This is a genomic window from Megasphaera cerevisiae DSM 20462 (assembly GCF_001045675.1).
In the GTDB taxonomy this organism is placed as follows: Bacteria; Bacillota; Negativicutes; order Veillonellales; family Megasphaeraceae; genus Megasphaera; species Megasphaera cerevisiae.
Window position 1 is genome coordinate 18,750 of sequence record NZ_LEKT01000025.1, and the last position, 20,808, is coordinate 39,557.

The following is a 20,808-nucleotide window of genomic DNA, read 5'->3' on the forward strand; positions in this document are numbered from 1 at the left end:
AGCCTCCATGTATGTCAGTTACATCATACACACTGCCATTTAAAATAAAATGACATTTTGATTCTATTGCAGCGCTCTCACCACACGATTTGTCTATACGGCACGATCCGCTTCCGAGATAAAAGCCGGCCATAGCCGCGGCTTCCGGTAAACCGATTCTGCCGTGCAATGACCTTTCCCCGCAGCAGCACCGTATCGATCGTGCAGTCGACCGTCATTCCCTCATAAGGAGAATAACCGCAGGCCGTTTTCAAGTTATCTTCCGCAAAGGTCCGCACCGTATTCGGATCGATGACAACGACATCCGCATCGCTTCCCGGCAGCAGCGTCCCTTTTTGCGGATATAAGCCAAAAATTTTGGCGGCATTGGTACTGGTCACCTGCACAAACCGTTCCAGTGACAAATGTCCCTTCTGAACACCTTCACTGAACAAGAGAGGAAGTCGTTCTTCTACGCCGGATACACCGCCGGGGCATTTTCGGAAATCTCCTGCATTTTCTATCTTTTCCTCGGGCCGGAAAGGACAATGATCGGTCGCTACAACCTGAACCGAGCCATCTTGCAGCCCTTTCCACAAGACTTCGTTATCTTCTTTTTTACGCAGCGGCGGTGCCATCATATATTTAATCGCTTCCTCAGGACCTCCCTGCCGGAATTTTTCATCCGTCAGAACAAGGTACTGCGGGCACGTTTCGGCAAATACCTGCGTCTGCCCCTCACTGCGTGCCAGGCGGACTTGTTCCAGACTTTCATGTGCTGACAAATGAACGATATAGACCGGCGCATCGCCAATGACACGGGCCATGGCCAAAACCATGCTAACGCTTTCCGCTTCAGCCGCATTGGGTCGTGTCAGGGCCTGTCCGATAGGCAGCAGCTCACCTGCCGTCAGATTATCCCGCAGCATATTGGTTATCGTGTCATTTTCCGCATGAACCGTTAGGAGACCCTGATGGGCTTTTATGACCTTCAATATTTTCATAAGCTGTGGCTCTGCCATTGGATATTTATAGGTTGTATACGCTTTGAAGCTGGGAAATCCCTCATCAATAAGGCCGCCCAATTCCTGCAGCACCGTGTCATCAATGTGCTGGAAGACCCCATGAAAACTGTAATCAACAGGGCATTCTGCCGCTAATTTTTTATATATTCCAAACGGATAGCGAAGTGAACAGCCGTCAGGACCAAAAGCCATATGATCAATAATTGACGTCGTACCGCCGCAGGCTGCTGCCACACCGCCGCTGTAAAAGGTATCGCAGGACCGGTACCGGGGCGACTGCTGCAAATCCATATGTGTATGCGGATCAATACCGCCGGGGCACACAAACTTCCCGTCAGCATTTATATTCACTTCAGAACCGGTATGCACGGATGAGCCAACACTCCATATCCTGCCATTCCGGATGGTCAAATCAGCCCGAAACTGTTCTCCCTCCAGACAAATCGTCCCATTTTTTATGACATAGTCCATGAAAGGCCTCCTTCTTATCTGATTAACAGATAGTCATATTCCCTTACAACCAATCCCATCAGATGCCGCAGTTTCTCAGGAATACGGTCATCGCCTGTTCCTATGATATACTCCAGATACTCTCCCTGCAGGCGTACTTTGCAATCCCCCTTAGCTGCATCCACGACAACAAAGCCCTGATTTCGGCTGTCCGCCATATCCTGTTCATTGGCAAAAAGGGTAAACTTATCCAGATACGGCGCGCCCGCCCAAGGACAGAAGGTACGGCAATTGCCGCATTCATTGCACATGTAGTCTATATGAAGGATCTGGTGTGCCGCCAGCCCGGGAACCGTAAGGACAATATTAGCCCGGTTGGGACACACTTCAACACAATTTTCACAATAGCTGTCACAATTCAAACAGCGGCGGTCGCAGGCTGCGGCGGTTTCCTCCGTCAGAATACCCCGGCGGCTGTAAACGGCGCGGCGGTCTGCCATGATAAACGTATCTGCCGCAGCGCTTCCCAAAATAGCGTCAGCCACCTTTCGGCTGTCACGGATACATTCCACCACGGAGGAAATGCCCCGCGTACCATCACCGACGGCATAGATACGGGAACGGGAGGTTGCGGCGGTCTGTTCATCGAGCTGCACACGGTTTTTTTCGTCTACAGCAAGGCCGGCCTGCCGGTAAAACTGTCCCGCTTTTACCACCGGCTCCGCATCCGAACCAAGACGTTTGGCTAGCCCCGCATCGGCAGCTCCTACAGCAAGAACGATGTAATCATAGTCTGTCTGCAGTACTTCCAGATCCGTAATCGCTACATTATTTACAAGATGAACACCTGCGGCTTCGATGAGGCGCACATCTTTGTCAATCACATCAGCAGTGATCTGTTTCTTTACATCGCACAAATAAGATCGCACGATGCCGCCCATCTGCGCCGCTTTCTCCATAACCGTCGTTTTTACGCCGCCCAGAGACAGAAAATATGCGGCTGACAGCCCTGCCGGGCCGCCGCCGACTACGACCGCCGTCTTCCCGGTCGCAGCTGCTGCCTGAGGCGGCGCGTCCATGACTTCCTTATAGCCTTTCTGAGCCGCCAGTAATTTATTTTTACGAATATTGACCGGCGTTTCATAAAATCTGCGGGTACATTGATTCATACACATATGATAACAGATGGTTCCCGTAATAAATGGCAATGGATTTTTTTTCAAAATAACGCGCAATGCTGCCGCATAGTGTCCCTGTTCAACAAGCTGCATATACGCCGTAATATCCTGATGAATGGGACAGCCTTCCTCACAAGGTGCCATAAAACAATCCGTCAACGGCAGCGCTTTTGTATTTTTGCGGTTTTTCCGGGCTTTCGGCAGTTTCTTATAATATGCTTTATGCTTTATTTTTTCGATCAATAGTACCGCCTTTTCCGCATTGACACCGGTAAAAGACTCTGCCGGCTGATCAGCAAATATCCGCCCCATCTGGCTGAGCCGTTCGTATCCGCCCGGCTTGAGCAGCGTTGTCGCCACCGTCACAGGCCAGATCCCCATATCCACGATATCATGGATCGTAAACGCATCGGCACCACCGCTGTAGGAGATGCGCAGCGTCCCGTGAAAATCCTCACTCAACTTGCGCGCCACATGCATGGACAGAAAAAAAAGCGGTTTGCCGGACATGTACATCTCCTCACCGGGCAGTTCCCCAGCTTTAATATCGACGGGAAAGGTATTCGTCAGCTTAACGCCAAACGAAAGTCCGGCATCAATCCCTGCCTGCCGCAGCCGTCTGAGCATAGGCACGGCATCAGTATACTGCAAATCATCTTTAAAATGGGCATCTGAAAAAACAAGATGGGTATATCCTGTTTCATTCATTAATTTACGGACAAAATCATAGCCCAGCAGCGTCGGATTGCATTTGACAAAAGTATGAAGCTTTTTTTCTGCAAGGAGATACATGGCAATACGTTCAATTTCTTCAGGCGGACAGCCGTGCATAGTTGATACGGTCACGGAATTGCAAATTTGGGCTGGAATTGCATCGACATCGCATTCCGTCAAATTCCGGAATCGGCTTAAATGCTTTTTAAGCCATCTTTTACACGCTATAAACACAGGCGTATCCGACGCATTCTTCATCTGTTCAATAAACCTGTCAATTTTTGGCGTTTTTATCCCTTCCAGATCGTAGCCGACAGACATGTTGAACTGGAACCCGTCAACAGCTCCGTATCCATACTCTTTAGCCATAAAGTACAGGAGAAACCAGGCTTTGACATATTCCTCAAAAGCCTGCGGCACCGTCAGTTCCGTAGACCATTCGACGTTATAGCACTCATCTTCTGCAGTGATACACGGCTTGGCAACAGTAATTTGCTTACCATCCAATTTCTGAACCGTCTTTAATTCGAAAAAACGGCCTCCTGCCGCATAGGCAGCGGCAATGTTCTGAGCCAGCTGAGTATGCGGCCCGGCGGCCGGACCAAAAGGGGTTTCCAGTTTACGGCCAAATATCTCATAGCTTCTGTCCATATCGGCAATAAAGGGGCGGCGCACACCGAATACAGCGCCCTGCTGATGTTCTTTCATAACCCAATCCATCAGATTGCCAAAAGGAATCGATGTCATTATATCGCTCATTATCATCTCTCCATTCCTACTTGTCCTAAAAACACATCATTCCGCATAGCCGTTGATTCTGCTGGCAAGCCTGCGCGCGCCTTCCCGTACCTTAGCCATGAGCTCTGCTTCGTCAAACCCGGTAAACTGTCTATTTTGCATAAGAACCTTGCCGTTGGCAATCGTCGTCACCACATTGCGGCCAGTCATGCCAAACAGGATATGGGAATTAACGTTATTTTCATTCATTCCCGTTGGCGGGATATAATCCAGCACAATAATATCTGCTGCGGCACCTTCTTTCAACACGCCCAGCGGACGTTTAAAATATCGTCCGGCAATTTTTGCATTATTTTCAAAAAGCATATGCGGCACTTCAGTCCAAGCTGCATTCGCATCACATAAATGATGTTTATGAAGAATATTGGCCACCTTATATGATTCAATCATGTCATGTGTATAGCCGTCCGTGCCCAAACCGGTCAAAATCCCGCGATGGACCAGTTCCATCGTCGGCGGGCAGCCGCAGGCATTGCCCATATTCGATTCCGGATTGTGAACGACCATCGTATCCGTTGCCTTGATAAGATCCATTTCGTGTGAATTAATATAAATACAATGCCCCAGCAACGTCTTCGGACCCAAAATATTCCAGTCATATAATCTGTCTGTAATCCTTTTACCATATTTTCTCAGACAGTCATGCAAATCTTCAATCCCTTCAGCCACATGAATATGATACCCCACACCATCAGGCTTATGCGCTGCGGCCAACGCCATCGTTTCATCGCTGATGGTAAACTGCGCATGCATTCCCATCATTCCGGCAACCATGTCACTGCTGTCCTTCTGAGCATGTCGTATCCATGCTTCGTTTTCCAGAACGGCCGCTTTTGCCTTCACCGCACCATCGCGATCGGAAACTTCATAGCACAAACAGGAGCGTACTCCCATTTCCTGAGCCGCCTGCCCAATGGCAAACAAGCTGTCCTTGATTTCACCAAAACTGGCATGGTGATCAAAAATAGTTGTCACGCCGTTTTTGATGCATTCCGCATATGTTTCCAAAGCACTTAAATAGGTCAGATCGTTGGTCAAATGACGGTCAATATTCCACCAAAGCCCATCAAGAATATCCAAAAAACCTTGGGGATTATAACCATCAAGAGTCATGCCTCTGGCCATTGCACTATAAATATGTTCATGGGTGTTTATAAAGGCCGGCATAATGACACCACCGCAGGCATCTATAAACGCGGCCTGCGGAAATACTGCTCGTACTGCATGCGTCTCTCCTACTTTTTGGATTCCCGATTCATCAAAAGCAACTGCACCGCCGGGAATAAACCCACCATCTGTATGTCTCGTTATTACGTTTCCATTTCCAACAATTAACATATTGCAATACCTCCCATCACATTAAGATAAATAATTAATTACATATTCGTTAATTTCTTTTTATTTTTATATATGCTTTTTATTAATTTTACATTTGCTTTTTATGTATCTGTCTTAATACTACATTTTTATTCCGCTACTGTCAAATTTTTTTTTAGGCAAGCTAATTTTTTTTCATGTATTCGCATGGTAACATAGTACGAATGCTTTTTATTCATTTTTGTTCTATACAATCTATTAATTATTGATTTATTATGAAAATATGATATAGTAAAATATACCTAAAAAATATATATCAGATCTTCAAACAATTATTTTACTCTCACCCTGGAAATGAGGTGCCCTTCTTATCATGTTGGACAACACACTGCTCACCTTTTTAAAACATCTGGCTAAAGGAATTGCCCTTCAGTTCGGTCCGAACTGCGAAGTCGTCATTCACGATTTGAGTGACAGCTACAAGGAGAATTCTATTATCGCTATCGAAAATGGTCATGTTACCTCCCGAAAAATCGGCGACGGCCCTTCTATGGCCGTGCTGGATGCACTCCATGGCGATCCTGAAAAATTAGAAGACCATACCAGTTATTTGACAAAAACCAAAGATGGCCGAATTTTAAAATCTACGACCATCTATATCCGTAATGAGGAACGGAAAATCATCGGTATTTTTGCTATCAACTACGACATTACCGATCTGACAATGGTAAAAAATGCGATTACCCCCATTATTACCGTAACCTCGCCGAAGGGAGAGGCCAACCGCATTCCGCAAAACGTATCCGATCTTCTGATGGAACTCATTGAGGAATCAACGCGTCAGGTCGGAAAACCGGTGCCTTTGATGACACGTGAGGATAAGATCAAAGCCATCAAATTTCTGAACGATCGCGGCGCGCTGCTCATCACCAAGGCGGGTGATAAAATTTCCAAGCATTTTGGTATTTCTAAATATACTTTATATAGTTATATAGACAGCAGCAGTGATTAACTGTCCGCTCGAACGACAGACTGAATTTTTTTCAGTCTGTCGTTTTTTTATAGTAAAATAATTGGTTTATGCAAAAAATCACATTTTCCAAAGAGGTTATGCAAAAAAAGTGTAATGTTGCCTAATTATTTTTTAGTTTCTTTGTTGCAAAAACCGAAAATCATGCTATACTTTTAAGTATACAAAAACTTTTAGCTTAGCTAAAATATTTTAATATTATATGAAGTTATGACCCATATCTATACAGGTGAAGGAGGACTATCCATTTATGGAACAGGAAATGAAATGGGCAATCAATCACTTGCCCCCGTCAGAAGACAGTAAGCTTCCCATCATGTCAGTCCCGGAAGTACAGAAAGCCCGGGCTTTTCACAAAAGCTTTCCCCAATACACAGAAACGCCACTGACCAAGCTGCCGTGTATGGCAGACTACCTAGGCCTTGGTTCCGTGTATATCAAGGACGAATCGTACCGTTTCGGACTTAACGCCTTCAAGGTATTGGGCGGTTCTTATTCTATGGCCCGCTATATTGCCAAAGAAACAGGCCGGGACGTCTCAGCGCTTCCGTATGACATACTGATATCAGAAGCGTTGCGCCGGGATTTTGGTCAAGCCACCTTCTTCACGGCAACAGACGGCAATCATGGCCGCGGCGTTGCCTGGGCAGCTCAAAAACTGGGACAGAAGGCCATTGTTCATATGCCCAAGGGAACAACCCAGACCCGTCTGGAAAATATCCGAAAGCTGGGTGCCAGCGTCGATATTCTGGATCTTAACTATGATGACTGTGTACGCCAGGCCGCTAAAGAAGCCGCTGAAACACCGCATGGCGTCATGGTTCAGGATACGGCCTGGGACGGTTACGAAGAAATACCATCCTGGATTATGCAAGGGTACGGCACTATGGCTATGGAAGCCGGCGAGCAGTTCCGGCAGCAGGAAAGGTCTCACCCGACTCATATTTTTGTACAAGCCGGAGTCGGTTCTCTGGCCGGTGCGGTCATCGGCTACTTTGCAAATCTATATCATGATAAACCGCCGAAATTCATCGTCGTGGAAGCGTCCGCAGCAGACTGCCTCTACCAAAGTGCGGCTGCCGGCGACGGCAAACCGCGTATTGTCGGCGGCGAGCTCAAGACAATTATGGCCGGTCTTGCCTGCGGTGAACCCAACACAATTTCCTGGGACATCTTGAAAAACCACGTAACGGCATTCGTTTCTGCGGAAGATGCTGTTACGATCCGCGGCATGCGTATGCTGGCTGCCCCACTCAAGGGCGATCCGCCTGTCGTTTCCGGTGAATCCGGTGCCGTTCCTTTTGGTGCGCTGGCAACAATCATGACTTCTGACGCCTGCCGGGAGCTTCGCGACAGTCTCGGCCTTAATGCGAATGCGCAGGTACTGGTATTTTCTACAGAGGGAGACACAGATCCAGACCGCTATCAAAATATCGTCTGGAAGGGCCTTACAAAATAACTTCCCCTTCCGTCATATCCATAATCAGGCAGATCCCTGCACTACACAACATATCAAATACTATAAAAGGAGCGCGATGCACAATGGCATTAGATTACACAAAAATCAAAGAAGCAGCACAAGGTTACGAAAAAGATATGACAGCGTTCTTACGGGATATCGTCAAATTCCCCGGTGAAAGCTGTGGTGAAAAAGCACATATCGACCGTATTGCGGAAGAAATGCATAAGCTTGATTTCAACAAAGTCGAAATTGATCCTATGGGAAATGTCCTTGGCTATATGGGTACCGGAAAGACCTTGATCGCTTTCGATGCGCATATCGACACGGTTGGCATTGGCAATACAGATAACTGGACTTTTGACCCGTATGAAGGCTTTGAATCGGAAACGGAAATCGGCGGACGCGGTACATCCGATCAGCTGGGCGGGATCGTTTCCGCCGTATACGGAGCCCGTATCATGAAAGATCTGGGGCTTCTTTCCGACAAGTATACGGTCCTCGTTACCGGCACGGTTCAGGAAGAAGACTGTGACGGCCTCTGCTGGCAGTACATCATCAACGAAGATAAGATCCGCCCGGAATTTGTCGTTTCTACTGAACCGACAGACGGCGGCATTTACCGCGGTCAGCGCGGCCGTATGGAAATCCGTGTCGGCGTCACAGGCATTTCCTGCCATGGCTCTGCACCGGAACGCGGTGATAACGCAATTTACAAAATGGCTGATATTCTCCAAGACATCCGTGCACTCAACGAAAACGATGCGGCTGACAGTCAGAAAATTAAAGGGCTCGTAAAAATGCTCGACCCACAATATAATCCCGAATGGGAAGAAGCGAACTTCCTCGGCCGCGGCACGGTTACCTGCTCACAGATATTCTACACATCGCCAAGCCGCTGCGCCGTCGCCGACTCTTGCGCAATCTCGCTGGATCGCCGCATGACTGCCGGAGAAACCTGGGAAAGCTGTCTCGACGAAATCCGAATGCTGCCCAGCGTCCAAAAATACGGCAAAGATGTAACGGTAAGCATGTATGAATATGCCCGCCCGAGCTACACGGGCCTGACCTACCCGATCGAATGCTATTTCCCGACCTGGGTTCTCCCCAAAGACCATAAAGTTACGACGGCAATCGAAACGGCCTACACACACTTATATGGCGGCAGCCGTATCGGCCCGGCCGAAGCCATCGACATGCGCCGTTCTCGGCCGCTTACCGATAAATGGACCTTTTCTACCAACGGCGTATCCATCATGGGACGCAACGGCATTCCTGTCATTGGCTTTGGCCCCGGTGCCGAAGCACAGGCTCACGCGCCTAATGAAAAAACGTGGAAACAAGATCTCGTGACCTGTGCTGCCGTATATGCCGCACTGCCGTCCATCTATACGGAAGACTAGACCGCTTTATCCTATTTCCTATATAAAGGAGTGCTTTGATCATGAAAACACTGCAAGATTATATTGATAAATTAAATGCCCTGAATTTTAAAGAAATGTATGAAAATGACTTCTTCCTGACTTGGGAAAAGACAGATGACGAGCTGGAAGCTGTATGGATCCTGGCGGATGCGCTCCGCTATATGCGCGAACATAACATTTCCACCAAGGTCTTTGAAAGCGGCCTGGGAATCTCCCTGTTCCGCGACAATTCTACCCGGACACGCTTTTCCTTTGCCTCTGCCTGCAATCTGCTGGGTCTGGAAGTACAGGACCTGGATGAACAGAAAAGCCAGATTGCGCATGGCGAAACAGTTCGGGAAACAGCCAATATGATTTCCTTTATGGCCGACGTCATCGGTATCCGCGACGATATGTATATCGGCAAGGGAAACGCTTACATGCACGATGTAGCCGCTGCCGTATCACAAGGTCATAAGGATGGCATTCTCGAACAGAAACCGACGCTGGTTAATCTGCAGTGTGATATCGATCATCCCACACAATGCATGGCCGATGCAGCTCATATCATGCGTGAACTGGGTGGCATCAAAAATTTGAAGGGTAAAAAAATCGCCATGACCTGGGCATATTCACCATCCTATGGCAAGCCTCTCTCCGTCCCGCAGGGCGTTATCGGCCTTATGACCCGTCTTGGCATGAACGTTGTTCTCGCCCATCCCGAAGGCTATGAGGTCATGCCGGAGGTGCTGGACGTAGCCGCAAAAAATGCGCAGAAATCAGGAGGCTCCTTCTCTGTTACTCATAATATGGCTGACGCCTTTAAAGATGCCGACGTAGTATATCCGAAAAGCTGGGCCCCTTATGCCGCTATGGAAATACGGACCCGTCTTTACGGCGACGGCAATCAGGCTGGTATTGATACCTTAGAAAAGGAGCTTCTGGCACAAAACGCCGATCATACCGACTGGTGCTGCACGGAGTCTCTCATGGAAACGACTAAAGACGGCAAGGCGCTATATCTCCACTGCCTTCCGGCTGATATTAACGGCGTCAGCTGCAGCGAAGGAGAAGTAGAGGCTTCTGTATTTGACCGGTACCGCGATTCTCTTTACAAAGAAGCCAGTTATAAACCGTATGTTATCGCCGCTATGATTATGCTGGCAAAATTTGCCAATCCGGGAGAAACGTTGAAAGCTCTGGAAGAACGAGCTGTACCAAGAAAAATGAAATAACTAACCAGTGCATGTTTTCTGCAAGGTGCCGGTCCTCCGGACCGGTGCCTTTTTTATTTTTCTATTATGCGTTTTTGTAAACACAAATACTACTTTTGAGAAAAAGGAATGAGATTATGCATATGAAACAAAAAAAACGAATTGTCATTGCCTTGGGCGGCAACGCTCTTGGCAATACTCTTACAGAACAAATGCTGGCCGTCAAAAGTACTTCCAAAGCCATTGTCGATTTGCTTCAGGAGGGCTGTGAAGTCATCGTCGCTCATGGGAACGGTCCCCAGGTAGGCATGATCAATCATGCCATGGCCGCCTTGAGCCGCGAAGATCGAAGCCAAACTAACACGCCGCTGTCCGTATGTGTCGCCATGAGTCAGGCCTATATCGGCTATGATCTGCAAAATGCCTTGCGTGAAGAAATGTACAACCGCGATATCTTCGATATTCCCGTCGCTACGATGGTCACCCAAGTCCGGGTAGATCCGGAAGATCCGGCCTTTGCATGTCCGGCTAAGCCTATCGGACACTTCATGACCAAAGAACAAGCAGGATTTGCCGCTGAAAAATACGGTTATGTCGTCAAAGAGGATGCCGGCCGCGGCTATCGCCGTGTCGTCGCCTCTCCTTTACCTCAGGAAATCATTGAAATCGGGGCGATTCACACTTTGGTTGAATCAGGACAGCTCGTCATCGCCTGCGGCGGCGGTGGAATTCCGGTTATTCGCAAGGGGAATCACTTAACAGGCGCCAGTGCTGTCATCGATAAAGATTTTGCCAGCGAGTTGTTGGCCGAAGACTTAAATGCCGATTATCTGATTATCTTAACTGCCGTGGAAAAAGTGGCGCTCCACTTCGGTAAACCTAATGAAACCTGGCTTGACGATCTGGATACAGAGCATGCCAAAAAATATATCGCAGCACATCATTTTGCTGCAGGTTCCATGCTTCCCAAAGTACAGGCAGCCGTAAAATTTGCCGAATCTAAGCCAGGCCGTACCGCCCTGATTACACTGCTGGAAAAGGCCAGGGACGGTATTTTGGGAAAGACCGGCACACATATCCATTTACCGTAAAGGAGGCCTTTTTATGGCAAAGCTACCTACAATTACGGACAGCCGGACAGCTGCGCTTTTTACTCTGAACGGTATACCAAGATTTCACGAAGCACTTCCGCTTGCGCTGCAGCATGTCGTGGCCATGATTGTCGGCTGTGTCACACCGGCCATTATTGTTGCCGGCGCAGCCGGTCTTTCTCAAGCGGATCGTGTTCTTCTCATTCAGGCTTCGCTGATTGCCGCTGCCCTGGGTACTTTTCTGCAACTTTATCCAATAGGCAACCCTTACGGATTGCATCTCGGCGCAGGACTCCCGGTCATTTTTGGGGTCAGCTTCGCATATGTTCCGACGATGCAGTCTCTGGCCGGGACATATGGCATCTCCTCTATTCTCGGGGCTCAGATCTGCGGCGGCTTTTGTGCCATTCTGGTAGGCCTGACAATCCGCAAAATCCGAAGATTTTTCCCTCCCTTAGTCGCCGGGACCGTCGTATTTACAATTGGCTTATCGTTATATCCTATTGCCATCAATTATATGGCTGGCGGTACCGGCAATCCCACGTACGGCCAATGGCAAAACTGGGTTGTTGCGCTATTCACACTGGGTGTTGTCACTTTTTTCACACATTTCGGCAAGGGAATTCTGCGTCTTGCCTCTATCTTGGCCGGTATTCTTGCCGGTTACATCTTATCCTTGTTCCTGGGCATGGTTCAATTTAACAGTGTAGCCAGCGCTGGATATTTCCAGCCGCCCCAAATACTGCATTTTGGACTGGAATTCGATATTTCAGCCTGCGTTGCCATTTCCCTGTTATTTATCATCAATTCAGTTCAAGCTATCGGCGATTTCTCTGCTACGACTGCCGGCGCCATGGATCGTCAGCCTACCTCAGATGAGCTGCATGGTGCCATTGTCGGACTGGGAGCCAGTAATATTCTCGGTTCCTTTCTAGGTTTTCTTTCCACCTCTACCTTTGGGCAAAATGTCGGCATAGTTACTACAACAAAGGTCATCAATAAAGCTACCCTGGCACTTGCAGGGAGTATCATCCTTATCGCCGGCCTTCTTCCCAAATTTTCAGCATTGCTCACAACAATTCCCTACGCAGTTCTCGGCGGCGCTACCGTCTCTGTATTCGCATCAATTGCCATGACCGGTATCAAACTAGCTTTATCTGACGGAATGCACAGCCGCAATACGGCCATTATCGGTTTATCTGTCGCCATTGGCATGGGCCTGTCTGCCGCACCGGAAACACTTCTTTTATTTCCTGATTGGGTCTCGGAAATCTTTGGCAAGGCACCTGTCGTAGCCGCATCTATAATCGCTATTTCCCTAAATATTCTTCTTCCAAAAAAACAAGAAGATACCCTATAATGAATACCTGATCATACCACCACACGCTACGCACACAGCAGGATACTATCCTTTATTTTTATACAGAAGCAAGAACCTCGATCACCATCAGGGTTCTTGCTTTATCCGTTTCCATGATTATTTAAATGAAAGCCGAAGCAGTATCTATATGGCCCTGCTCCCAAATTCCCGTCTGCAATCATTACGGACAGATACCTGTCTGACTTTTTTCCATACTTCAATAAATTTTGAAAAGACCGATCAGCCATATCGGCACGATCAATTCCCGAACAAGACCCTTTGAATTTTTCACTATACTGCCTCATGCGATACAAGCTAACTGTCTATTTGCATATGAAAGGGTACCCTAAACTGTACTTTACCAAATCAAACAAGCCCTTTTATCACACCGTAAACGTAAATCTATTGCTTTCTTTCATTATTTTATTTTCTTATATATTATATTTCTTTCCAGAATGTATGCTATAATAACGTTATTATACATATTGTGTTTACACCAAAAAGACACAAGGCGAGGGAGTCAGTCCTATGGAAGGTACATTGCAAAACATTCAGCCGCTGATTCAACATACGGCTTCAGCCATAGCCAAGGTTATTCAAATGGAAGTAGAAGTCACGGATGCCCGCTTTATCCGTATTGCCGGTACCGGCAAATATGCAGAAGGCTGTGGCAAAAAAAATGCCAGCTTTATCTATGAACATGTCCTGCAAACGGGAGAAATGATTATTATTGATCATCCGGGCTTTCACCCACTGTGCACGCACTGTCCGTATTACCGACAGTGCCCGGAGCACACCGAGCTTGCTGCTCCTATCATGTTTCACAGCAAGCCGGTCGGGGTTATCGGTTTAGTGAGCTTCAGTGAAGAACAGACATTACATTTTACAACGTATAAAGAATGGATGATTCAATTTGTAGGAAAAATGGCTGAGCTTATCGCCAGCAATATTCCTCAATATAACAGCGAGCCGCCGCAGGAACACCATGAATTAAATTTATCGCAGCTGGAACGGCAAGCTATCGAAAAAGCCCTCGACTCTGTAAACTGTGAAGTCCGCAAAATTGACAAAGCTGCCAAGATACTTGGCATCAGCAGGGCCACCTTATACCGAAAGATACGGGAATATCATTTATAAAATATATAAAAAATCGCCATGAAAATTGTTTTTCATGGCGATTTTTACATTGACTTTTGTCTCAAAATGAGATAACATTAACACCTGTAAAATATAATTATATGCTTCAATAAAATAACGATATTATTAGTTAATTCAATGTGTTTATTTATTATTTTAGGAGAGATACGATATGGAGATTACTACCTTTTCCAATGGGCCGCGAATAAAAAATGATATTTCTTTTTTGGACGCAGACCATGTCAAAAAAGTCTACGCATTTCATCAATCCTTTCCGATGTATCAGAAAACGCCATTGGTCCGGTTGGATGCGCTGGCACAGCACCTGGGATTAAAACATTTTTTTGTCAAAGATGAGTCTAAACGATTTGGCCTGAATGCTTTTAAGGTATTAGGAGGCAGTTTTGCCATCGGCAGCTATATTGCACAGCAGCTTGGCATGGATATTAGTGAGCTGCCTTACTCAAAACTGATTTCCACCGAAACAAAAAGGAAACTTGGGCCTATTACCTTTGTTACGGCAACAGACGGCAATCATGGCCGTGGTGTCGCCTGGACGGCCAATCAGCTGCAGCAGAAAGCAGTCGTATATATGCCGCAGGGCAGCAGCCTGGAACGATTAAAGCATATTCAGGAAGAGCATGCTGATGCATCGATTACAGATTTAAACTATGATGATGCCGTCCGTCTGGCCAATGAACAGGCTCAAAAATATGGCTGGGTCATGGTCCAGGATACCTCCTGGGAAGGATATCAGGACATTCCCCGCTGGATTATTCAAGGCTACAGTACCATGGCCATGGAAGCCTTCCAACAGCTTCCGAAGCGGCCAACACATATTTTTCTTCAGGCTGGTGTAGGTGCTTTAGCCGGTGCAGTAACTGGTTTTTTTTCCAATATATATGGAGAAAAAGACAGACCTATTATCACGATTGTAGAACCTCATGCGGCAGATTGTATCTTTCGTACCGCAAAGGCGCATGACGGCATGCTTCATTTTGTCGGCGGCAGAATGGACAGCATGATGGCCGGACTCAATTGCGGAGAACCTTGCGATATTGGCTGGCGCGTTTTGGAAAGCTGCGCTGATTTTGCCGTGACCTGCGAGGATTTTGTATCTGCAAAGGGTATGCGTACACTGGGTGCTCCTATAGGTGACGACAAACGCATCATTTCTGGTGAAAGCGGTGCCGTTACCAGCGGGCTGGTCATGGAACTCATGCAAAATCCGGCGTATGCCTCCATACGCCAGACACTGCAGCTTAACGAGCAATCCAGTGTTCTTTGCTTTAGTACAGAAGGAAACACAGATACAGAAAATTACCGCACCATCGTTTGGGATGGAAAGGAAAGCAGTTATGGTCAATAAGCGAGGGGAGAAAAGTGATTATGGAATCCAAAGATCAAGAAGTTATTTCATTATGCCAGGAATTTATTCGTCAGCAAAGTTATTCCGGTCACGAAAACCATATGGCTCAAGTGCTTGCACAGTATATGAAAACAAATGGATTTGACTCCGTATATACTGATAAATATGGAAATGTCATTGGCAGCATCAAAGGTAATCGCCCGGGTCCGAAGCTGCTGTTTGATGGTCACATGGACACGGTTCCCGTAGCGGATACTTCCGAATGGACTTATCCCCCGTTTGCCGCAGAAATCCATGACGGCAACATATATGGCCGCGGTACATCAGACATGAAGGGCGCGCTGTCAGCTATGGCCGTTGGTGCCAAACGCTTCGCGCAAATTACCGGAAAGGATTTCGCCGGAGAAATTTTTATAGCAGGTGTTGTTCACGAAGAATGCTTTGAAGGTGTAGCTGCAAGAGAAATCAGCACATATGTCCAACCGGATTATGTTGTAATCGGAGAAGCCTCTCAGCTGAATCTAAAAATTGGGCAGCGCGGCCGGGCAGAAATTATTGTCGAAACCTTTGGTACCTCTTGCCATTCTGCTAATCCGGAAAAGGGACTGAATGCTGTCTATCAAATGGCCCATGTCATCGAAGCCATTCAGACTCTGATTCCGCCTCATCATGATATTTTGGGAAACGGCATTCTCGAGCTGACAGATATTATTTCTTCTCCGTACCCAGGCGCATCTGTTGTACCCGATTATTGCCGAGTAACCTATGACCGGCGTCTTCTGGTTGGTGAAACAAAAGAAAGTGTCCTGCAGCCTCTGCAGGAATTGCTTCAAAATATGATGAAACAAGATGTATCGCTAAAAGTTCAGGTATCCTACAGCCAGGGCAGTGAACAGTGTTATACCGGCAATGAAATCAAGGCAGAACGCTTTTTTCCCGGCTGGCTCTATGACACACAGGAGGCATTTATACAAGCTGCCTATCAAGAGCTGCGTCGGGATGGTTTTACTCCCCAAATCACACAATATAATTTTTGCACCAATGGCAGCCACTATGCGGGCGAAGCCCACATCAAAACCTTGGGGCTGGGTCCATCAAGAGAAAATTTAGCTCATACAGTCAATGAATATATCAGTATAGAACAACTTACTAAAGCCGTCAGCTGTTATACGGCACTGATGAAGGCTTTACTGAAATAATGCATAGACACCTTCACGTGCTGCCGCCATACCATAAGACAGCACGTGAAGGTTACAATAAAACAGTATACGCAATGAAGCCAGCGATATCTTTTACCTGCCGCGCGGGGTACGGCATAAAAGCACTATCTCTGGCTCATTTTGTATAAATTAAAAACTTATAAAATGATTTGAAATGAGGAGGAATTACTATGCAGGTTTCATTTATTGTTATTACCGTGGTCATCACGTATATGGTGCTGATGTTATTGGTCGGCTGGTATTCCAAAAATATGATCTCCGACAATAAGGATTTTATGGTCGCCGGCCGGCGGCTGGGTCCTATTCTGATGGCCGGAACGCTAGCCGCTACAGAAATCGGCGGCGGCAGTTCGCTGGGTGTAGTACAGCAGGGCATGGGAAAATTTGGCATCAGTTCAGCCTGGTACGTTATTACCATGGGTATCGCTTTTGTTATTCTTACATTTCTGGCTCCCAAATTCCGAGCCGCTACCGTAAAAACCGTACCGGAATATTTTCGCCGCCGCTATGGCAAACTTCCAGGAATTGTCACGGCTATTATCATGTTTCTTCCCCTCGTCGGTGCTACAGCAGCACAAATGATTGCCTCGGCTGTCATTTTATCAACGATGGTTGGTATCAGTTTTCAATTTTCCGTTATTGTTATTTGTATTATTGTCACCATTTATTCTATTATGGGAGGCTTATGGAGCGTTACTCTGACGGATTTTATTCAAGTATTTTTCATCGTCTTCGGTATGGCCGTCGCTATTCCCTATGCCCTGGGCTTAGCCGGTGGCTGGCAGAACGTGGTCGCTAACGTGCCGCCTCAGACCTTTGATATATTTAAAGGATACGATGCCGCAGATGTTATTTCTCTGACTATTATGTATGTAACCACCTTCACCGTAGGTCAGGAAGCGGTATCCCGCTACTATGCCGCCCGGGATGGCAAGGCCGCCCAGAAAGGTTCTATCCTGGCAGCGCTCATCAACTTCATATACGGGTTTATTCCGGCCATCCTCGGTATTACCGTATTAGCCTTGATCAACATGGGCTCCTTTGATGCCTCCCTATTCAACGACGTCGGTTCCCGATACGCACTGCCTGTCCTGGCAATTCATGCCATGCCGCCGCTGATTTGCGGTATCCTGTTTGCCGGCATCATTTCGGCAACCATGTCCAGTGCCAGTTCAGATTTACTAGGCGCAGGCTCTATTTTTGCCAATGATATTTACCGCGAAATCATCAATCCCGCCGCTACGGATAATGACGTGATGAAGATTACGCGCATTACCATGGTATGCAGCGGTCTTTTATCTATGCTTGTCGCGCTGTTTAACACCTCCAGTATCATTACTATTTTGATGTTCTCGTTCACGTTACGTGCTGCCGGAGCTTTCTTTCCCTATGTACTGGGTCATTATTGGAAGGGCGCTTCTTGCGCCGGTACAATGGCATCGCTGGTCTGCGGTACTCTTATCGTCGTATATTTAGAACAATTTTCCAAGGGCTTGCTTTTTGGCGTTAAAATAGGGCAACCAATCCTGCCGGGATTAATTATCGGCTTTATTTCCTTCATTTTATTTTCTAAGTTTTTTCCGCCTCATACTCTGTCAACGGAATTGACGCCGGACAAGCATGAATCGTAATACCAGAAACTATTATTAATATTCAAAACAACGATCAGAAACCGGCACTTTATTGTTATTCTCTGCCGGCACTACAGCAGAAAGGATTTCAAAACCATGAAAATTTTATTCAAAAACGGCCTGATTATAGATGGCAGCGGCCAACAGCCCTACAAGGGAAATATTCTGATCAGCGAGGACACGATTACCGCAGCCGGCAATGTCCTGATTCATGATGCGGACCTGGAAATTGATCTAAATGGTTTAGCCGCTGCGCCAGGCTTTATTGATACCCATAGTCACAGTGACCTGCAGGTTCTCTCCAAACCACAGATTCTGCCCAAAATCATGCAGGGCGTCACCACGGAAGTGCTGGGGCAGGACGGTATTTCCATGGCGCCGCTGCCATCTCAATACATTGAACCATGGCGGGAAAATTTAGCCGGTCTCGACGGTGAAAGCAATGACATTGACTGGCATTACGCTACGACTGCCAATTATCTTTCCATGATCAGCACTGCCCAGCCAGGTCCTAACGAATGCTATTTAGTCCCGCATGGAAATATCCGCATGGAAGCCATGGGTCTTGATGACCGCCGGCCTACAGCAGCAGAGCTGCAAGCGATGTGCCGTATTGTACAGCGGAAAATGGAAAGCGGCGCCGTCGGTTTATCGTCCGGCCTAATCTACATGCCCTGCGCATATAGTCATACGCAAGAACTCATCGAAATATGCAAAGTTGTTGCAAAATATAATGGTCTTTTTGTTGTTCATCAGCGCAGCGAAGCCGATACAATCCTTGATTCCATGAAAGAAATTATTGAAATCGGCAGACAATCCGGTGTTCAAATTCATTTTTCTCATTTCAAGGTATGCGGACGAAAAAACTGGAAGTATATTGATGATATGCTGCGCCTGCTGGATGAAGGAAAACGAGAAGGCATTTCGATTTCCTTTGATCAATATCCGTATGTCGCCGGCAGCACTATGCTGGGCGTAATCCTGCCGCCATGGGTCTATGACGGAGGAACAGAGGCGGCATTGAAACGTCTGAAGGAATCCAGCTTGCGTCAGCGTATGATCCAAGATATGGAACAAGGTATTTCCGGCTGGGATGATTTTATTGATTTTGCCGGATTGTCCGGTATTTACGTAACCAGTGTAAAACACAAACGAAATGAAAATGTTATTGGGCTAAATCTTGTACAATTAGGCAAGCTGCGAAATACAGACCCTTATAATGCCACATTTGATTTACTTCTGGACGAAGACAATGCCGTAGGTATGGTCGATTTCTATGGCACAGAAGACCACGTCAAACGTTTTTTGCAACGCCCGGAAATGAATGCCTGCACAGATGGACTGTTAAACGGCAAGCCACATCCGCGAGTCTATGGCGCTTTTCCCCGTATTCTAGGAAAATATGTGCGGAAAGAAAATACCCTTTCCCTGCCGGAGGCAGTATATAAAATGACAAAAAAAGCTGCTGATACCTTTCATATTCATAAGCGAGGACAGATACAATCCGGATATTATGCCGATCTTACAATTTTCAACAAAGATACTGTCATAGATAATGGCACCTTTACCAATCCCATGCAGTATCCCAGCGGCATAGCCTATGTTATGGTCAACGGCATTATGGCAGTAGAGCAAGGGCAATATATGAATCAGCGCAGCGGCAAGGTACTTCGTAAGCAGGGCCGGGAGGTAAAAGCCTGATGAGGTATACGCGTAATGAATCGATTATTCTCTGAAAATACATTATTATCATACGAAACAGGAGATTCTTATGAAGAATCTCCTGTTTCGTATGATACCGTTTTTCAGAACCGCAACTGCCGCAACGTAAAAAAATGCCTATCAGCTCTCCATACACCCTATCAAAAAGCAACATACTGTGCCTTTGACAGCAGAGTGCTATTCTGAGCCGCCTACGGCAGCCTCGCCGGGAAGCAAATACCGGAATATATATAGTATATGTTTCATAAAACAAAAGACACGCACAATGCAATCACTGTGCGTGTCTTTTCTGCTGAATCAGCGGCTTCCTATCCTCCCGGGGCGCTTCCACCCAAGTACTTTCGGCGTTTGCAGGCTTAACTGCTGTGTTCGGTATGGGAACAGGTGGATCCCTGCAGCCATCACCACTGAATTCGTTTCAGGATTCGTATCCTGACAACTACATCGAAAAGTATTTCGGATCTTAACTACCCGTCTAACTCTTACACCATCTACATGGTTCTTTCTATTGCTTCTTTGCTTAAGTCAAGTCCTCGGTCTATTAGTACCGGTCCGCTCCATACATTACTGTACGTCCACTCCCGGCCTATCTACCATGTCGTCTTCATGGGACCTTACTTACTTTCGTAATGAGAAACCTCATCTCTAGGCTGGTTTCACGCTTAGATGCTTTCAGCGTTTATCCGTCCCGAACGTAGCTACCCAGCTGCA

At 46.9% G+C, this 20,808-nt stretch carries 14 protein-coding genes and 2 rRNA genes; 11 read left to right on the forward strand and 5 right to left on the reverse strand.

Annotated elements, in window-relative coordinates:
• Positions 1–77 precede the first annotated feature (77 nt).
• From hydA to ssnA, 3 genes are read right to left on the reverse strand one after another with little or no spacing between them, the layout of a single operon-like run.
• Positions 78–1,475 (reverse strand): dihydropyrimidinase, encoded by a 1,398-nt coding sequence (gene hydA, locus AB840_RS08610; RefSeq protein ID WP_048514433.1) that lies wholly within the window; start codon positions 1,473–1,475, stop codon positions 78–80.
• 14 nt (positions 1,476–1,489) lie between these two features.
• Positions 1,490–4,105, reverse strand: coding sequence for a putative selenate reductase subunit YgfK (gene ygfK / locus AB840_RS08615; RefSeq protein WP_048514434.1), 2,616 nt, complete (start codon positions 4,103–4,105; stop codon positions 1,490–1,492).
• A gap of 36 nt (positions 4,106–4,141) precedes the next feature.
• The gene (gene ssnA, locus AB840_RS08620; RefSeq protein ID WP_048514435.1) at positions 4,142–5,482 is read right to left on the reverse strand and encodes a putative aminohydrolase SsnA; all 1,341 of its coding nucleotides are present in this window, start codon (positions 5,480–5,482) and stop codon (positions 4,142–4,144) included.
• 352 nt (positions 5,483–5,834) lie between these two features.
• On the opposite strand from ssnA, the gene AB840_RS08625 reads away from it, so the two are divergent.
• From AB840_RS08625 to AB840_RS08675, 11 genes are all read left to right on the forward strand, one after another.
• The gene (locus tag AB840_RS08625; protein ID WP_048514436.1) at positions 5,835–6,473 is read left to right on the forward strand and encodes a helix-turn-helix transcriptional regulator; all 639 of its coding nucleotides are present in this window, start codon (positions 5,835–5,837) and stop codon (positions 6,471–6,473) included.
• A gap of 268 nt (positions 6,474–6,741) precedes the next feature.
• The gene (gene dpaL, locus AB840_RS08630) at positions 6,742–7,950 is read left to right on the forward strand and encodes a diaminopropionate ammonia-lyase (RefSeq protein ID WP_048514437.1); all 1,209 of its coding nucleotides are present in this window, start codon (positions 6,742–6,744) and stop codon (positions 7,948–7,950) included.
• Positions 7,951–8,033: 83 nt separating this feature from the next.
• Entirely contained in the window at positions 8,034–9,353 is a 1,320-nt protein-coding gene (locus AB840_RS08635; RefSeq protein WP_048514438.1) for a YgeY family selenium metabolism-linked hydrolase, read from the forward strand.
• Positions 9,354–9,394: 41 nt separating this feature from the next.
• Positions 9,395–10,588: a knotted carbamoyltransferase YgeW gene (gene ygeW, locus AB840_RS08640; RefSeq protein WP_048514439.1), complete on the forward strand. Its 1,194-nt coding sequence runs from the start codon at positions 9,395–9,397 to the stop codon at positions 10,586–10,588.
• A 116-nt stretch (positions 10,589–10,704) separates the two neighbouring features.
• Positions 10,705–11,658: a carbamate kinase gene (gene arcC / locus AB840_RS08645; protein WP_407657349.1), complete on the forward strand. Its 954-nt coding sequence runs from the start codon at positions 10,705–10,707 to the stop codon at positions 11,656–11,658.
• A gap of 13 nt (positions 11,659–11,671) precedes the next feature.
• Positions 11,672–13,018 carry a uracil-xanthine permease family protein gene (locus AB840_RS08650; RefSeq protein ID WP_048514440.1) on the forward strand — a complete coding sequence of 449 codons (1,347 nt, stop codon included), beginning with the start codon at positions 11,672–11,674 and terminating at the stop codon, positions 13,016–13,018.
• Positions 13,019–13,546: 528 nt separating this feature from the next.
• Entirely contained in the window at positions 13,547–14,155 is a 609-nt protein-coding gene (locus tag AB840_RS08655; protein WP_048514441.1) for a GAF domain-containing protein, read from the forward strand.
• Between the two features lie 172 nt (positions 14,156–14,327).
• A complete protein-coding gene (dpaL, locus tag AB840_RS08660; RefSeq protein ID WP_048514442.1) occupies positions 14,328–15,524 on the forward strand; it encodes a diaminopropionate ammonia-lyase in 1,197 nt (398 codons plus the stop codon).
• A 20-nt stretch (positions 15,525–15,544) separates the two neighbouring features.
• A complete protein-coding gene (locus AB840_RS08665; RefSeq protein ID WP_048514443.1) occupies positions 15,545–16,723 on the forward strand; it encodes a YgeY family selenium metabolism-linked hydrolase in 1,179 nt (392 codons plus the stop codon).
• Between the two features lie 191 nt (positions 16,724–16,914).
• Complete coding sequence (locus AB840_RS08670) at positions 16,915–18,375, forward strand: sodium:solute symporter family protein (RefSeq protein WP_048514444.1); 1,461 nt, start codon at positions 16,915–16,917, stop codon at positions 18,373–18,375.
• Positions 18,376–18,471: 96 nt separating this feature from the next.
• Complete coding sequence (locus AB840_RS08675; protein ID WP_048514445.1) at positions 18,472–20,076, forward strand: N-acyl-D-amino-acid deacylase family protein; 1,605 nt, start codon at positions 18,472–18,474, stop codon at positions 20,074–20,076.
• Between the two features lie 316 nt (positions 20,077–20,392).
• Here AB840_RS08675 and rrf read toward each other — a convergent pair.
• Both rrf and AB840_RS08685 read right to left on the reverse strand, forming a co-directional pair.
• Positions 20,393–20,509 (reverse strand): 5S ribosomal RNA (gene rrf / locus AB840_RS08680).
• 109 nt (positions 20,510–20,618) lie between these two features.
• Positions 20,619–20,808 (reverse strand): 23S ribosomal RNA (locus tag AB840_RS08685); the annotation flags it as partial.

Coding starts and splice junctions, on each gene's coding strand:
- AB840_RS08625 (WP_048514436.1), top strand. CDS start 5,835: ATGTTGGACAACACACTGCTCACCTTTTTAAAACATCTGGCTAAAGGA.
- ygeW (WP_048514439.1), top strand. CDS start 9,395: ATGAAAACACTGCAAGATTATATTGATAAATTAAATGCCCTGAATTTT.
- arcC (WP_407657349.1), top strand. CDS start 10,705: ATGCATATGAAACAAAAAAAACGAATTGTCATTGCCTTGGGCGGCAAC.
- AB840_RS08675 (WP_048514445.1), top strand. CDS start 18,472: ATGAAAATTTTATTCAAAAACGGCCTGATTATAGATGGCAGCGGCCAA.
- AB840_RS08655 (WP_048514441.1), top strand. CDS start 13,547: ATGGAAGGTACATTGCAAAACATTCAGCCGCTGATTCAACATACGGCT.
- ssnA (WP_048514435.1), bottom strand. CDS start 5,482: ATGTTAATTGTTGGAAATGGAAACGTAATAACGAGACATACAGATGGT.
- AB840_RS08665 (WP_048514443.1), top strand. CDS start 15,545: ATGGAATCCAAAGATCAAGAAGTTATTTCATTATGCCAGGAATTTATT.
- AB840_RS08650 (WP_048514440.1), top strand. CDS start 11,672: ATGGCAAAGCTACCTACAATTACGGACAGCCGGACAGCTGCGCTTTTT.
- dpaL (WP_048514442.1), top strand. CDS start 14,328: ATGGAGATTACTACCTTTTCCAATGGGCCGCGAATAAAAAATGATATT.
- dpaL (WP_048514437.1), top strand. CDS start 6,742: ATGGAACAGGAAATGAAATGGGCAATCAATCACTTGCCCCCGTCAGAA.
- AB840_RS08635 (WP_048514438.1), top strand. CDS start 8,034: ATGGCATTAGATTACACAAAAATCAAAGAAGCAGCACAAGGTTACGAA.
- hydA (WP_048514433.1), bottom strand. CDS start 1,475: ATGGACTATGTCATAAAAAATGGGACGATTTGTCTGGAGGGAGAACAG.
- AB840_RS08670 (WP_048514444.1), top strand. CDS start 16,915: ATGCAGGTTTCATTTATTGTTATTACCGTGGTCATCACGTATATGGTG.
- ygfK (WP_048514434.1), bottom strand. CDS start 4,105: ATGAGCGATATAATGACATCGATTCCTTTTGGCAATCTGATGGATTGG.